Raw genomic sequence first — 15,478 nt, forward strand, 5'->3', positions numbered from 1 at the left:
CTAAATCCTTCCTCCTATTTCGTTTTATTTTTTCCATCCAGATAAGAAACAGCAGACAATGCCGCCACATTTCCCTCTCCGGCAGATTTCACGTACTGAAAAGGCAGTCCTGTCATATCACCGCAGGCAAAACACCCCTCTATGCTTGTTTCCATGCTTCTGTCCACCTGGACATAGGAACCCTCCATGGAAAGCCCCGGCACCAGTTGGGAAGGTGCCACGCTCTCCCGTAAGAAAAATACCCCGTCCACCTCATAGGTATTTTTGTCCGTGACAAACCGCTTTACTTTTTCTTTTCCTTCCACAGCCACCGGTTTCTCCCGAATCACTTTGATATCACCGGATAATGCAACGTCCTCTTTATACATAGGGAAATATAATACTTCCTCTGCCGTCTCCGCCATAAATTCCGCTTCCTTTTCTTCCTTGGGGGAAAATCCCACGATAGCGGCTCTCTTCCCTTTGTACAAAGGGGCATCGCAGGTGGCACAGTAGCTCACCCCTCTGCCTAAAAACTCCTGTTCCCCGGGATAAGTTTTTCCATGGTGGACGCCTGTGGCAAGAATCACGGAATCCGCCTCATAATTATTCCCTGTTCCCTGGATTGCGAAGCTCTCCCCCATGGCGTATACCGCATTTACCTTATCCTCCGTCACTTCAATTTCCATTGCCTTTAAATGGGATGCATAGGCCTCCCCCAGTTCCGGACCCGATACCTCTGGAAATCCGGGATAGTTGTAAATTTTCTGGGCTTTCTCTATCTTATCGCTGAACCTGCCGTTTCCCAAGAGCAAAATATTTTTATTCCGTAATTTGGCAGTAATTGCGGCGGAAATTCCTGCCGGCCCGGTTCCTATAATCGCAATGTCATATTTTTCCATATGAACTCCTTTTATTTTCTTACTGTTTATAGTATTTTCCATTATTTTGTATTTCATAATCTATTTTACCATGTTTTTTAGAAAAGTGGATAAAAAATTCTTGTATTTTCCTCTTTAAAAGTATATGATATCAAGAGATTATATTCAAACAAAAATACCCTGGGGCAAAATGTCTTCTGGGTACACAATACCGCCCTTTGCGGGCAAGAATAAGGAGGCTAGATTTCTATGCGCCATATGATGAGCCCTTTGGACCTGACTGTAGAAGAATTGGACGATCTTTTGCATCTGGCCAGTGATATTGAAAAAAATCCTGACAAATATGCACATGCCTGTGACAGGAAAAAACTTGCCACCTGTTTTTATGAACCCAGCACCAGAACAAGGCTTAGTTTTGAAGCTGCCATGCAAAATTTAGGCGGCTCTGTGTTAGGTTTTTCCAGCGCTGATTCCAGTTCAGCCGCCAAAGGGGAAAGCGTTTCTGACACCATCCGGGTCATTTCCTGTTATGCAGATATCTGTGCCATCCGCCATCCCAAAGAAGGCGCTGCCCTTGTGGCATCCTCAAAATCAGGGATTCCGGTTATCAATGCCGGGGACGGCGGCCACCAGCACCCCACCCAGACCCTCACAGATTTAATGACGATCCACTCTTTAAAGGGAAGGCTTTCAGATCTCACCATCGGCCTGTGCGGTGATTTGAAATTCGGCCGTACCGTACATTCCCTGATTCACGCCCTGATTCGCTACCCCAATATTAAATTTGTGCTGATTTCCCCCGAGGAATTAAGGATTCCCAGCTATATCAGGCAGGATGTCTTAGAAAAGCACAAAATTCCCTTTGTGGAGATGGAACGCTTAGAGGACGCCATGCCGGATTTGGACATCCTTTACATGACAAGGGTACAGAAAGAACGTTTCTTCAACGAGGAAGACTATGTGCGGATGAAAGATTTCTACATTCTCACCAAAGAAAAACTTGCCCTGGCAAAAGAGGATATGCTGGTGCTCCACCCCCTGCCCCGTGTCAATGAAATTTCCGTGGAAGTGGATGATGACCCAAGAGCCGTATACTTTAAACAGGTTCAGTACGGTGTCTATATCAGAATGGCACTCATTCTCACCCTGTTAAAATGGAAGGAGGAACCCTGATGTTAAATATAAGCGGAATCCATGAAGGCTTTGTCTTAGACCACATCCAGGCAGGCACAAGCCTTTCCATCTACAAAGATTTAAAACTGGAGCAGTTAGACTGTTCCGTGGCCATTATAAAAAACGCCAGAAGCAGCAAAATGGGAAAAAAGGACATGATTAAGGTGGAATGCCCCATCGATGCCCTTGACCTTGATATTTTAGGATTTATTGACCACAATATCACGGTTAATATCATAAAAAATGACAACATCGTGGAAAAGAAAAAACTCCATCTGCCAAAACAGATTGTCAATGTCATAAAATGCAAAAATCCCAGATGCATCACTTCCATAGAACAGGAATTGGACCAGATATTTATTCTCACCGACCCGGAAAAAGAAGTTTACCGGTGCAAGTACTGTGAAGAACAGCAGAAAAAAAAGAAATACAGAAAATAAGTCTTTTTTCACAGCCCTTTATTTTTACTGTGACATAAAAAAGGATAGAAAACGCACTGAATAAAATCCTGCATTTTCTATCCTTTTATCCGGCCTTTTTTAACACGGCCTGCAGCAGCAATTACAAAACATGTTCAATAGCAGCATATTTAAGCACCAGCTGCTGCCGGAATAAGGCCTTTCATATCCCTGTCCCATACTGGAATACCACGTTCCTCCGTATTCCAAATGCTGCAAAAACTGCCGGTACTCCAGATTGCTTGGTTCCAGTTCCACTGCCCTTGCCCCATGCTGCTTTGCCGTCATATTATTCCCGGTGCCTGCATTGGCAACCGCACTGAAGTAATACCATCTTGCCCCTCTCTGTGAAAAAGGAATGTCATTTAACACATGAAGCGCCTGGTCATAACAGCGGTTAGCAATATAGTTTGCCGCAGCCTGAAGCTGTATGGATTCCTGGCTGCCACCCCCTCTGCCGGCATAGCCGTTACCAGAAGAGTATCCACCGGCATAGCCGTAACTGCTGCCATATTGTTTCTCTTTCATAATCTGGTCATACGCCTGCTGAATCTGCTTAAACTTTTCTTCCGCCTGCTCCCTGTTTGGATTATTGATATTGGCATCCGGATGGTATTTCCGGCTTAAGTTCCGATATGCTTTTTTAATTTCCTCATCGCTGGCACTGGGGGAGATACCCAGCACCTCATAGGGATTTGACATACTATTTTCCTCGTTTAACTTTCTTTTCCTGCTGCTTTTTCTTCTTTAACTGCAAATACTCATATTTAGACCATACCCCGGAATAGAGCACGTTGCGCAAAATATCCGCATGGGTCAATATGGGAAGGCGCTCAAAAGACCTGGCGCACTCTGACATCATACTGGTGAGCATCAATTTACAAAATGTCTCAAAATCCCCCTGGCACTGGTCTGCCATTAAACGCAAGGGATTATACTGCTTTTTCTTCTTATCTTTCTCCATGTCCTCATAGGCGTCCATCAGATAGATAAATTTTCCCATATAAAAGCTGAGACAGTGAAGTTCCTCCGACCACTCGTCTCTTTTCCAGTCGAAAATCTCTCCCATCATCTCCCCCGTAAGCCCTGCGGTTACATCCAGATTCTGCTCTTTATCTTCCTCTGCCGCCTTTAACTTTTCCATATAAGTTTCCACGGCTTCTGCCTGCCTTTTGTACTTTTCCCTCACATTCACATAATCCTTCTCAAGAATTTTTGCCAGGGCCTTTTTCGTGTAAGACTTGTCATCTTTCCAGTCATCTTCCAGATTATGATATCCCAAAAGAAGATTCATATCCGCCGCATATCCTGTGGCCTCATTCAGCCAGGCCGTCTGCTTCCTGGTGGGATGCATGGGGCAGGTAAATTCCTGTTTCTGGGATTCTAACTCATAGAGGCCTGTCAAAAGAACAATAAGAAACGTCATGTCATAATTTAAAAGCATCTGTCCCTTGGCGCCAAAATTATTCCTAAGTTTCTGGCACAAACCGCAGTAATAAGCCTGATAGGCCTCTTTGCTCTCCTCTGTCAATTGATTCCGGTTAATATTAATATATCCAAACATGAGCATTTCCTAACTTTTCTTTATGAATTCCATTTGGCATTTTGGACAGGTGATGCATATCTTGCCTTTTCCCTTGGGAACCCTTACCGTCTGTTTGCAGGAGGGACATTTATAAAAGCGGTATATCTTTTTCTGTTCTCTGTGGACTTTCCGCTTATTCTGTTTTACCTTGGCCTGATAGCGAAGATTTAAAAATTTCTGATTTTCCATCTGTCTCTTGGCCGTCTGCCTGGAAAAAGCCCGGTAATAGGTATAAATCAAAAGTACGATTCCCACTACATAGAAAAAGGAATTTTTTGCAAACAAAGACACTACAATACAAAAAATCGTCAGTGCAAGATATATTTTGGACAATTCATCAAAACCATATCTGCCGTACATAAACTGCTGTAATTTTTGTTTCATAATAATACCTCCCAAGCACAAAATAACTGAAACTAAAATTATGTTACTCCCATCTTCTTTTCTGTGTCAACAGAGGTATTATCTTTTAAGAAAGTTTTTATAATTTCATTAGAATAAGCAGAACGATAAGCCGGGTTATGTCGTGAATGATCATCTATCTAGTATGACTGTTGCCAGCCACATCAAGCAACCTACCTAAAGCTGGCGGGCCACGTCAACGCTTTGTTTCGGTCTTGCTTCGGATGGGGTTTACATGTGCCCCCTCTGTTACCAGAAGGGCGGTAGTCTCTTACACTGCCTTTCCACCTTTTCTCCGTTTCCGGAGTAGTTTATTTCTGTTGCACTTTCCTTGGAGTCACCTCCACCGGACGTTATCCGGCATCCTGCCCTGTGAAGCCCGGACTTTCCTCACCTGCAGCCTTTCGTCTCTGCAGCCGCGATCATTTATTCTACTTATCCTGTATATCCTATTATTTCACAACTCTTATACGTTAAACATGCTTCCCCCGATAAATTCCCGGATAATGGAATTCTTTGCAATATCCTCGCTGGGCACCGGAAGAAGATAATCCAAAAACTTTAACAGCCTTTTGGCCTCAATATACTCTTTGGAATCTTTATCTATGTGGAACAAAAGAGGTTCCGCATAGGCTTTTAATACTGCCAGTTCGTAAATCAAACCGGAGTTAAACATAACATCGGCGCTTTCCTGGAAAGGAAAAATATACTTTTCCTCCCCCCGCCGCACAGACCTCCACATGGCAATCGTCTCCTCCGCCGTGGTATTTCTGGTCCTTGCATCCCTTACAATTCTGCGGATTAACCTTCCGTCTGTAGTAGGGAGATAATTATGTTCGTCAATATTAATCTGTGTCAGGGCACTGATAAATATTTTAAATTTGCTCTCTGACGGAAGGGTGTGGCTTAATTTGTCATTTAAGCCGTGGATTCCCTCAATCACCAGAATATCATTATCCCCCAGGGTCATCAACCTGTCTTTATACTCCCGCTTTCCGGTTTTAAAATTAAACGTGGGCATATCCACAGTTTTCCCTGCAAGAAGGTCACACATATCCAGATTAAACTTCTGTACATCCAGAGCTTCGAGACACTCAAAATCAAAGTTCCCCTCTGCATCCCTGGGACATAAAGTGCGGTCAATGTAATAATTGTCCAAAGACAGGGGATGGGGTTTTAATCCCAGGGCGGATAACTGGATGGATAGCCTGTGGGAAAAAGTAGTCTTCCCCGAGGAGGAAGGACCTGCAATCATCACAAACTTTTTGCTTCCGGCGTTTTTAATCTGGTTTGCAAGCTGGCCGATTCTCTGCTCCATCAATGCCTCCTGCACCATAATAATCTCCTGCATTCTGCCGGAGGCAATGGCATCGTTTAATGCACCCACCGTTCCGATTCCCATGGTCTGGCCCCATTTGCTGGATTCCTTCAAGGTCTCAAAATGCTTTGCGGAAGGCGTAAAATCCGCCACCTCTTTTGTATTTTCATTTGGAAACATCAACACAAATCCATTTCCGTAGATCTGAACATCAAAATATTTCAGATAACTGGTGTTTGGAACCATAAATCCATAAAAGTAATCTATGTAATTGTCCAGGGAATAAATATTTACCCTGGAGCTTCTGCGATAGCGAAACAGACGCTCTTTATCTGTCATTCCCAGGTCATGGAAAAGTTTTACTGCGTCGTCTGTGGTAAGGGTATCTTTCATAATAGGGATTTCTTTTTCCACCATACGGCGCATTTCCTCTTTTAAAGCTTCCACAAACTTTTCTCCTGGTTTTCCGTAATTCACCAGTTCACAGTAATAAGCCTGGCTGATACAATGACATACCCGCACCCTGGAATTGTCATTTCCCAAAATGTGATGCACTGCTTTCTGCATCATAAGAGTCACGCTTCTCCTGTAAGCCTTTCTCCCGGCAGTATCCCCGGTCGTGACAAAAGACAGATTCCCCCCCTTTTCCGCAGGCTTAAAAAGCTCGCTTAAACGGTTGTCTAAAGAGACAAGGACAATATCATCTTTGTACTCTTTTTGATATTCCTTTGCAATATCTGCAAATTTCGTGCCCTTTTTATATTCTTTTTTCTCCCCAAGAATAGTAAAACAAACAATCTCATCCATGCAAAAACCTCCTTGGCCAAATCACTAAAGCACCCAGAAGGGAAACGCCAAATCCTGCGTGAGGATTTCCACCCCTTCACACCTTTTCGTAAGATAATTTTTCATATAGGAAACAAAAATATGTTCCAGCCCGTAATGGCCTGCATCTATTATACAAAGCCCCTGTTCCACTGCGTCAAGTCCGTCATGGTGGTCAATATCCCCGGTGATATAAACCCCTGCCCCTGCCTCAATGGCATTTTGAATAAAGCTCTTCCCGGAACCCGGGCAGATTGCCGCCCGCATAACCAGGCGCTTTGTATCCCCAAATACTTTTACCTGCTTTAAAGAAAAAGCTTCCCTGACAAATTCGGCACAGTGCCCTAAATCCATAGGAGCCAGAAGATTTCCCACACGGCCCATACCCACGGGAGCGCCGTTATATTCCCCGGAGACAGATAGGACTGAGTCATCCTTCAATCCCATAATTGCCCCGGCAAGCTCCCCCATTCCCCGGACGTCAAAATTTGTGTGCATGGCAAAATACGCCGTATCACTCTGTATTAATTTTATGATTCGCTTTCCCAGAAAATCACCGGATGTAATCTGCTTTACCCCTTTAAAAATCATGGGATGGTGGGTTAAAAGCAAATCTGCCCCGGAATTAACCGCTTCCTCCACCACTTCCTCCGTGGCGTCCACAGCAACATAAATTTTATTCACTTCTTTTTCCGGGCTTCCAATCAAAAGTCCTACATTGTCCCAGTCACATGCCAGCGCAGCCGGAGACTGCTCTTCCAAAATTTGCATAATCTCTTCACATACCATTTCACATCATCTCCAATACGTCAGTGCCTCATTGATATAGGCAAGCTCTAATCTAATTTGCTCTTTTCTTTCACGAATCCCAGCATTCTCCCGCTGGCTCATCAACTTGTCCAAAATTGTCTCATACTGGCTTTTCCGGTATAAAAGATATTCCCTTAACACCGGATGTCTCTCTAAAAGAAGCCTCTCCCCATAACGGCAGAACAGCGGGCTTTGGCCTTTTTTTGCCCTCTCTCCCGGACATAAGGCTATCATCTGGTAAAATTTTCCATCCTCACACAGCATTTCTTCCCTGGTTATTTCGTATCCCATTTGAAAAAGATATTCCCGTACCCTTTCCATTTCCGACTGGGGCTGGAGAATTAATTCCTTGGCACTTTCAATCACATTTCTTCCTTTTTCCAAAATGTGAAGGATAATCCCTCCCCCCATGCCTGCGATTAATATGGTGTCCGCCTCCCCCTCATGGAGGGACGACACTCCGTCAGAAAGCCTGGTTTCTATGTATCCACCCAAGTCATATTCCTCAATGTGTTCTCTTGCCCGAAGCAGAGGACCCTGTCGGATATCCATGGCGATGGCCCTTGGTATTTTCCCCTGCTTTAAGAGATAAATGGGAATATATCCGTGATCTGTCCCCACATCTGCCAGCACATGCCCCTCCGTCACCATCTGTGAAAGAAGGGTCAGCCTTTTTGACAATCGAATCATTATTCTAAATAATCTTTCAGTTTGCGGCTTCTGCTTGGGTGGCGCAGCTTGCGCAAAGCTTTTGCTTCTATCTGGCGGATTCGCTCTCTTGTGACATTAAACTCTTTTCCCACTTCCTCCAATGTCCTGGCTCTCCCGTCCTCCAGACCAAAACGGAGGGTAAGAACTTTCTGCTCCCGCTCTGTCAAAGTCCCAAGAACCTCCTGGAGCTGCTCTTTTAACAGGGTAAACGCCGCTGCATCTGCGGGAACCGGCACGTTGTCATCCTGGATAAAATCACCCAGATGGCTGTCCTCCTCCTCACCGATGGGGGTTTCCAGAGAGACAGGTTCCTGGGAAATCTTTAATATCTCCCGTACACGCTCCACGGGCATATTCATCTCCTCGGCAATTTCCTCCGGGGTAGGTTCCCTTCCCAGCTCCTGTAATAATTGCCTGCTCACACGGATCAGCTTATTAATCGTCTCCACCATATGAACCGGAATACGGATTGTTCTTGCCTGGTCTGCAATGGCCCTTGTGATTGCCTGGCGTATCCACCAGGTAGCATAGGTGGAAAATTTGTATCCCTTGCGGTAATCAAATTTCTCCACCGCTTTAATCAATCCAAGGTTGCCCTCCTGAATCAGGTCAAGGAACAGCATTCCCCGTCCCACATACCTTTTTGCAATGGAAACCACCAGACGTAGATTTGCCTCCGCCAAACGCTTCTTAGACTCCTGGTCCCCCAATTCCATACGCTTTGCCAGCTCAATTTCCTCCTCTGCACTTAAAAGGGGAACCTTTCCGATTTCCTTTAAATACATACGGACCGGATCCTCAATGGAAACGCCGTCCGGCACGGACAAATCAATTTTCTCTACCTCGATATCTTCCTCATCATCCAAAAGAATATCATCGTCATCGTCGTCATCACTGATACGGAGCACATCAATGTTATTGGATTCCAGACAATCCAAGATTTTTTCAAACTCCTCTGCATTCAGCTCCATATTCTGAAAAAAATCATTAATTTCCTGATATTCCAGAATATTTTTTTTCTTTTTTGCCATTTCCACCAATTCTTTTAATTTGGCGTTTAACTTCTCCACTCTGGCAATCTTTTCTGCTGAAATGACCTCCGCTTTTGGCTTTTTGCCGCTCTTTGCAGATCTGCTATTCTTTTCTTCCATGCTTTTTTCCTCTCGTTTCTTGTAAACTATTCTGTCCCTATTCAATAGAAATATGCAGTTTTTCCAGTTCTTGAAGTCTCTGCTTATCTTTTAAGAGCTGCTGCAGCCCTTCTAAATCCGTTGGATCAAGACTCAAAGAACGCTTCTCCATGCTATTTCTCTTTACCCGTATAATCGTCTCTTTCAGCGCTTTTTCCATATCTGCCTTAGATTCCAAGTCCTTTATTCTGGCGTGAAACAAAGATGCAATTTCCCTCTGTTCCTCCTGTCCGTCAAAAAGACTGATAATCTGTGCAGGATTTACTTCCCCGGTACTCTCATACTGTTCAAAGAGCATCTGGGCCACCTTTCTGTAGCGCTCTTCTGTAAAATCCATGGGGGTAATATACGGCCCTAACCTGTGAAACCAGGCCGTATCCGATGCAAGCCAGGTTAAAAGCAGTTTTTGGGACTGTTTCATGCCGTCCTCTTTTTTCCTGGTTTTTTCCTGGTTAAAAGACTTTAACGGCTTATCCCTCTTTGCCATCCCCTCCATAGTTCCCATGCGGTACACCAGTTTCCTTAAATTTTCAAATCCAATCTGGTATTTTTCCGCCACGGCTTCGATATAATTATTCCGCTCAAGTTCCTCAGTAAAACCGAGAAGCCTCCTGGCTGCCTCGTTATAGAATGCGGTTTTTCCCTCCGGGTCATCCAGGTGAAACTGCCTCTCCAGCATACGGAGTTCAAAGAGAAAACTGTTCTCGCTGCCCTCAATCCGCTTCTGGTACTCTTCTGGGCCCAAAGCCTTGATAAACTCATCCGGGTCTTTGTAAGGCTCCATATTAATAATTTTTACAGAGAGCCCCGCCTCCTTTAAAATGGGAATCGCCCTTAAGGCGGCTTTCACCCCCGCCCCGTCGCTGTCGAAGGTTAAATACACTTCTTTTGTATAGCGCTTTAAAAGACTGGCATGTCCGCTGGTAAGGGAAGTACCTAAAGACGCCACCGCATTGTCAAATCCCGCCTGGTGCAGCGCTATTACATCCATATATCCCTCGCACAAAAGAAGCTGGGGCTTTTTGGTGATTCTTGCAAAATTTAACCCGTACAAATTGCGGCTCTTATCAAAAATCTTTGTCTCCGGAGAATTCAAATACTTAGGTTCCCCGTCCCCCATTACCCTGCCCCCGAACCCTATAATCTTATTATACACATTCATTATGGGAAACATGGCCCGGTTAAAAAACTTGTCCCGCCCCCCATGCCTTTCATCGTAAGTAATCAGGCCGCTGTCCCTTAACAGGGAATCCTCATATCCCTTCTGCTTAAGATAACGGTAGAGCATATCACTGTATTGGCCACAGCATCCCAGCCCGAATTTCTGCATGGTTTCTTTTAATAGTCCCCTTTTTACAAAATACTCCATAGCACGGCTGCCCTGCTGGCTGCGAAGCATCATATAGTAAAATTTCCCCGCCTCTTTGTTCACTTCCAAAAGCTTCTGGCGCAAATCCGCTTCCTGTCTCATGCCGGGAGTTTCCTGCCTGGGCAAATCCACCCCCGCCCGCTGTGCCAATGCTTCCACCGCCTCCCCAAAAGAGAAATTTTCATATTCCATGAGAAAGGTAAATACATTCCCTCCCGCCCCGCATCCGAAACAGTAATACATCTGTTTGCCCTGGGAAACAGAAAAGGAAGGGGATTTCTCGTTGTGGAAAGGACACAGCCCAAAGTAATTACTTCCTTTTTTCTTAAGTCTCACATAGCCGGAAATCACATCCACAATGTCGTTTCTGGAACGGATTTCCTCTATTAAATTTTCATCAAAAAATGGCATCTATTCCCTGTTTGCCTCCTGTAGAAAACATTAATATCCGTCCACCTGCCAAGCCTGGGGAAGAAAATACTCGCTGAATTTGGCAATGGCATACTGGTCTGTCATTCCAGAAATATAATCGCATACCACCCGGTCCTGCTTTTCCCCCTGCTCCATCATAGCCAGATATTTCCCCGGTATTAATTCCACATGATCCATGTAGTACACAAAAAGCTGCTGAAGCAATGCCCTGGCCTTTACTTCCTCCCCCTTAGCAACAGGATTTTTATACACGTGCCGAAACATATACAAACGCAGTTCACCCATGGCCTCCCCCACTTCCTTGGAAAGCATAATGTCGTTTTTGCCCATGCTGTTGGTAATGATATTATGTATCAAGGTATTCAGGCGCTCTTTCGTAGTTTTTCCCAGGGTATTTCTCAACTCCTTTGGGATGTCCTCCTCCACCATAATATGCGCCCGGATGGCGTCGTCAATATCATGGTTGATGTAGGCAATTTTATCGGAAAGCCGGACAATTTTCCCCTCCAGGGTGTGAGGTGTGGAACAAGTCTGATGGTTTAAAATGCCGTCCCTCACCTCCCAGGTTAAATTCAGCCCCCTCCCATTTTTTTCCAGTTTTTCCACAATACGGACACTCTGCCTGCTGTGGCAGAACCCCTCCTCACACAGGGAATTCAGCAAAAACTCCCCCGCATGGCCAAAAGGCGTGTGCCCCAGGTCATGGCCCAATGCAATGGCCTCCACTAAATCTTCATTTAACCTTAACGCCTTTGCAATGGTTCTGGCATTCTGGGAAACTTCCAGGGTATGGGATAACCTGGTGCGGTAGTGGTCCCCTTTGGGCGTCAAAAATACCTGTGTTTTATTCTTTAAGCGGCGGAATGATTTGCAGTGCAAAATTCTGTCCCTGTCCCTTTGGAAAACAGGCCGGATATCACAGGGCTCCTCCTTCCTCTCCCTCCCCTTGGAATGGATGCTTAAGGTAGCGTAGGGACTTAACATTTCCTGTTCCATTTTCTCTATATTCTCACGGATTGTCATCATCTGACTCCTGTTTTATCTGACAACTTTGTAAAAAACCTCTATAAATATATATTCCGCACAAAATTACTTTTTCCTTTATTTTTTTCAATCTTTTTTAATAATTTTAAAAGATTATGTGATTTTCCCCTTATCCCTTTAGAATCTCCAACATCTCTCTTAACTCTTTCACTGGAATCTGCCCCGGGGCCGAGGCTTTTCCCACTGTCCCAAAGGTAAGGGCCGAGCCAAAGGTTCCACCGGAAATTCTGCTCACCATTCCGTCTTTTCCCATAGACATGGTTATAATGGGGCAATCCATCCCGCTCTCTGCCACTTTAAGCGTTGCGCTAAGAAGCGTGAGCACATCCCCCGGAGAATTGGGCATAACCGCAATTTTGGGTATATCCGCCCCTAACTCCCTTATCTCTTTCAACCTTTTTATCATTTCGTCCTGATTCGGGGTCTTATTAAAATCGTGATTAGAGCCAATCACCTTTACCCCTGCCCGGTGCAATTCCTCTATCAGCTCTCTTGCCGGGATTTTATGAAAAAAGGCCTCCACATCCACCAAATCTACAAAACCGCTGGATGCCGCTGCCAAATTTAATTCTCTGTAATATTCCCACGAAATCTCTTTTTCTCCGCCTTCCCCCCTGCTGCGGAATGTAAAAAGCAGGGGAATATCCCCTAAAACCTTCCGGAGCAGCCCTGCCGTTTCCACTGCTCTCTCTTTGGAATCACTGTGCTGATAAAAATCCACCCGCCATTCTGCCAAATCCGCCTGGACAGATAATAAATTTTCCCCTTCCTGCAAAATTTCTTCCCTGTTCCTCCCCACAATGGGAACGCATATTTTAGGAATCCCTTCCCCGATTCTTATATTTCTAACAATTACTGGTTTCATCCCCGGCCTCCTTTAAGGAAATTCTTCTTCCGATATATCTTTGACAAATTTCCTGGACCTTCCGCAGCATAAAAATATCTTTCAAAGCATCTCCCAGTTCCAGATTGTGGTCCGCCTCCTTGGATACGTGAAGCTCAAAGGCTATCTCCCCATGTCGCTTCATCACCTCATCTATATGTATGGTATCATCTTTGCTGCTGGTAAACACCAGGCAATCCTCGCTAAAGGATGATACCGCATCATTTATGGGAGCAAACAGTATATGGTACACTTTCTGAATCATATTCTGCAAAATACTGCCTGCCACAGCCGTCCCATTTCCCTTAGAGATAAAAAATATATTGTCATAAGCCTCAAAAGAAATCTTGTTTACCGCAACATTTGCCGCCAGCAAAGCATAGTCCAAAACCTTCTGTCTGTCCCCCTCAGGAAGCTTTCCATAAGAAACTTCCACAACTTCAAATCCAAAATTCCGAACACTCTTTCCCGCATAATACAACAAAGGCTTTTCCAGGCTGTAATCCAACCCAGGAAAAATAACTGCCAAATTTTTCATATTTCTCTCCTCTTTTGCCAAATTCTCAACGTATCAGCACATTTCTGTACAGACGATACAAAGAAGAGGAAATCCCTCTCTCGAAAGATTTCCTCTTAAAATCATGCAGGAAAAGGGACTTGAACCCTCACGACATTGCTGCCACAGGCACCTGAAGCCTGCGCGTCTGCCAATTCCGCCATTCCTGCAGAAAACTGACAAAAATTATATTACCCTTTTTTTAACATAAAGTCAAGAGGAAAATAATAATTTTTTCTACAAATTTTTTGTAATTTTCTATTGACATATGAATTTAGATTTGATAAGATATTTAAGTCGTCGGTGATTCAACATCACAGACATGCGGAAGTGTCGGAACTGGCAGACGAGCAAGACTAAGGATCTTGTGAGCAATGCGCTCGTGTGGGTTCAAGTCCCATCTTCCGCATTCTTGTAAGAAGGCTGAAAGCGTTGATTTTTCAAGAGCTTTTGGCCTTTTTTATTTTTGTGAATGATATTATCTTTTGGTCACTTTGGTCACTTTTTGACGTTTTTTCTTCTCCCAAAGCATTTAATACCTTCTCGTCTGTCTCTCGGCTGTTTTCTGTATTGTAAATATAATGCTTCAAGGTTGTTGATTCATCTGCATGTCCCAGCATATCTTTTACTATACTAATATTAACTCCATTGTGTAGCAATGTTGATGCATAGGTTTTTCTGATCTTATGCATTGTCTTTACTGGAATGCCTATATGTTCACACCCTCTTTTCATTTGGGCATCCACTGCATCCGGTGAAATGCAATTTCCATTTTTCACAAACAGGAAATCTTTAAAATTATATCCGTATTCCTCGTTTATCAATTCTACCCATTTTATGATTTCTTTCGCTCTGGTCGTCAATGGTAGCCATCTGTCCCCGTCTTCAGATTTTGTATAGTCCACAACATAAAATCCTTTACTTTTAATATGATCAAGATTGCCTGTATCAAATTCTTCTACAAGCTGCCTATGTATATGGATTCTGTCACCAAGAATGTCCGATTTGCTGATTGCCAGTATTTCACCCTTCCTTGTCCCTAATTCAAAATCAAGGAGAATGGCTAAAGGTGCTGTATTTGACGGATTACTTCTCAATCTTCTTTCCATTTCTTGAATGAACAATTCCTTCTCACCAGCCTGGAACACTTCTTTTTCGCTGGACTTTTTACCATTGCTCGCAAACCTCTTCTTATTTACTTTTACACGGTATGGATTTTTTTCTATGTATTCGGCATCTACAGCGTACTCTAACATCTGTTTCAAAATTCCGCACATATTATAAAATCCTTTCTTTTTTAAATTGTGTGTTACTAGAACTGAATTAAAGAAATCATCAATGTTAATCCTAGTAAGATTATTTAAAGCTATGGATATAAATCCTTTGTCTGGCTTATAGAATCTGTTCCAGTCTGCCATCATCCGTTTCACTGTTCCGCTGTTTACTTCGTTTACTTTATACTTCATAAATTCATAAAACAAACTTTCCAGAGACAATGATGCTTTTGATTGTTCGTCTACATCATCCTTGCATGATGTATAGTATTCAAGTATCATATCTTCTAAATCATGCTTTCTTTTTCTTTTTATTTTTCTTCTGTTATGTGGTTTAGAAACGTCTGGCAGATAACTGTACCAAACATTTTCTTTTTCATTAAACCATATAGAATATTGATGTTTGCTTAATATCTCCTCTCTTTTCTTCATCTCAATTTGCTCTTGCACATATGTTAAATCTATCATACCGTGTTCTTCAATATATTTCAATAAATCAATCGAATTATTATCTATTACTCAAACTTCGCACATAGATTTTAGCTATGCACCTTGAAAATTCAATATCTGGCAGTTATTCAGTTGTCA

General features: G+C 43.6%; 15 protein-coding genes, 2 tRNA genes and 1 other RNA gene. 3 read left to right on the forward strand and 15 right to left on the reverse strand.

What is annotated here, in order from left to right; genetic code table 11:
* Positions 1–14: 14 nt before the first annotated feature.
* Positions 15–881 carry an NAD(P)/FAD-dependent oxidoreductase gene (locus tag D7Y06_RS15625; protein WP_120408700.1) on the reverse strand — a complete coding sequence of 289 codons (867 nt, stop codon included), beginning with the start codon at positions 879–881 and terminating at the stop codon, positions 15–17.
* A 228-nt stretch (positions 882–1,109) separates the two neighbouring features.
* Between D7Y06_RS15625 and pyrB the strand changes: the two genes are divergently transcribed.
* Positions 1,110–2,033, forward strand: coding sequence for an aspartate carbamoyltransferase (pyrB, locus tag D7Y06_RS15630; protein WP_120408687.1), 924 nt, complete (start codon positions 1,110–1,112; stop codon positions 2,031–2,033).
* The gene (locus D7Y06_RS15635) at positions 2,033–2,473 is read left to right on the forward strand and encodes an aspartate carbamoyltransferase regulatory subunit (RefSeq protein WP_120408688.1); all 441 of its coding nucleotides are present in this window, start codon (positions 2,033–2,035) and stop codon (positions 2,471–2,473) included. The genes pyrB and D7Y06_RS15635 overlap by 1 nt, the downstream gene beginning before the upstream one ends.
* 99 nt (positions 2,474–2,572) lie before the next feature.
* Here D7Y06_RS15635 and D7Y06_RS15640 read toward each other — a convergent pair whose 3' ends face one another.
* The 13 genes from D7Y06_RS15640 to D7Y06_RS15700 form a co-directional block, all read right to left on the reverse strand.
* Positions 2,573–3,193: a J domain-containing protein gene (locus D7Y06_RS15640; protein WP_120408689.1), complete on the reverse strand. Its 621-nt coding sequence runs from the start codon at positions 3,191–3,193 to the stop codon at positions 2,573–2,575.
* A gap of 1 nt (position 3,194) precedes the next feature.
* Positions 3,195–4,055, reverse strand: a complete 861-nt coding sequence (locus tag D7Y06_RS15645) for a DUF5685 family protein (RefSeq protein ID WP_120408690.1) — start codon at positions 4,053–4,055, stop codon at positions 3,195–3,197.
* Positions 4,056–4,064: 9 nt separating this feature from the next.
* The gene (locus D7Y06_RS15650) at positions 4,065–4,460 is read right to left on the reverse strand and encodes a hypothetical protein (RefSeq protein WP_120408691.1); all 396 of its coding nucleotides are present in this window, start codon (positions 4,458–4,460) and stop codon (positions 4,065–4,067) included.
* A gap of 110 nt (positions 4,461–4,570) precedes the next feature.
* Positions 4,571–4,916: RNase P RNA component class A (gene rnpB / locus D7Y06_RS15655), an RNA gene on the reverse strand.
* A 28-nt stretch (positions 4,917–4,944) separates the two neighbouring features.
* Positions 4,945–6,603, reverse strand: a complete 1,659-nt coding sequence (locus D7Y06_RS15660) for a nucleoside kinase (protein ID WP_120408692.1) — start codon at positions 6,601–6,603, stop codon at positions 4,945–4,947.
* A gap of 24 nt (positions 6,604–6,627) precedes the next feature.
* Positions 6,628–7,410, reverse strand: a complete 783-nt coding sequence (locus D7Y06_RS15665) for a Nif3-like dinuclear metal center hexameric protein (RefSeq protein ID WP_120408693.1) — start codon at positions 7,408–7,410, stop codon at positions 6,628–6,630.
* 6 nt (positions 7,411–7,416) lie between these two features.
* Positions 7,417–8,121 (reverse strand): tRNA (adenine(22)-N(1))-methyltransferase, encoded by a 705-nt coding sequence (locus tag D7Y06_RS15670; RefSeq protein ID WP_120408694.1) that lies wholly within the window; start codon positions 8,119–8,121, stop codon positions 7,417–7,419.
* A complete protein-coding gene (gene rpoD / locus D7Y06_RS15675) occupies positions 8,121–9,293 on the reverse strand; it encodes an RNA polymerase sigma factor RpoD (protein ID WP_256387229.1) in 1,173 nt (390 codons plus the stop codon). Before rpoD ends, D7Y06_RS15670 begins: the two co-directional genes overlap by 1 nt.
* Before the next feature lie 37 nt (positions 9,294–9,330).
* Positions 9,331–11,112: a DNA primase gene (gene dnaG, locus D7Y06_RS15680; RefSeq protein ID WP_120408695.1), complete on the reverse strand. Its 1,782-nt coding sequence runs from the start codon at positions 11,110–11,112 to the stop codon at positions 9,331–9,333.
* Positions 11,113–11,142: 30 nt separating this feature from the next.
* Positions 11,143–12,156 (reverse strand): deoxyguanosinetriphosphate triphosphohydrolase, encoded by a 1,014-nt coding sequence (locus D7Y06_RS15685; RefSeq protein ID WP_120408696.1) that lies wholly within the window; start codon positions 12,154–12,156, stop codon positions 11,143–11,145.
* 130 nt (positions 12,157–12,286) lie between these two features.
* On the reverse strand, positions 12,287–13,042 hold the full coding sequence (aroD, locus tag D7Y06_RS15690; protein WP_120408697.1) for a type I 3-dehydroquinate dehydratase: 756 nt from the start codon (positions 13,040–13,042) through the stop codon (positions 12,287–12,289).
* The gene (locus tag D7Y06_RS15695; RefSeq protein WP_120408698.1) at positions 13,023–13,598 is read right to left on the reverse strand and encodes a hypothetical protein; all 576 of its coding nucleotides are present in this window, start codon (positions 13,596–13,598) and stop codon (positions 13,023–13,025) included. Before D7Y06_RS15695 ends, aroD begins: the two co-directional genes overlap by 20 nt.
* 104 nt (positions 13,599–13,702) lie before the next feature.
* Positions 13,703–13,786 (reverse strand) — tRNA-Leu (locus D7Y06_RS15700).
* Positions 13,787–13,940: 154 nt separating this feature from the next.
* On the opposite strand from D7Y06_RS15700, the gene D7Y06_RS15705 reads away from it, so the two are divergent.
* Positions 13,941–14,025: transfer RNA gene (locus D7Y06_RS15705), tRNA-Leu, on the forward strand.
* Between the two features lie 31 nt (positions 14,026–14,056).
* Here D7Y06_RS15705 and D7Y06_RS15710 read toward each other — a convergent pair.
* The gene (locus tag D7Y06_RS15710) at positions 14,057–15,358 is read right to left on the reverse strand and encodes a tyrosine-type recombinase/integrase (RefSeq protein ID WP_120408699.1); all 1,302 of its coding nucleotides are present in this window, start codon (positions 15,356–15,358) and stop codon (positions 14,057–14,059) included.
* Between the last annotated feature and the right edge of the window lie 120 nt (positions 15,359–15,478).

Source organism: Roseburia sp. 1XD42-69, assembly GCF_003612565.1.
Lineage (GTDB): Bacteria > Bacillota > Clostridia > Lachnospirales > Lachnospiraceae > Roseburia_B.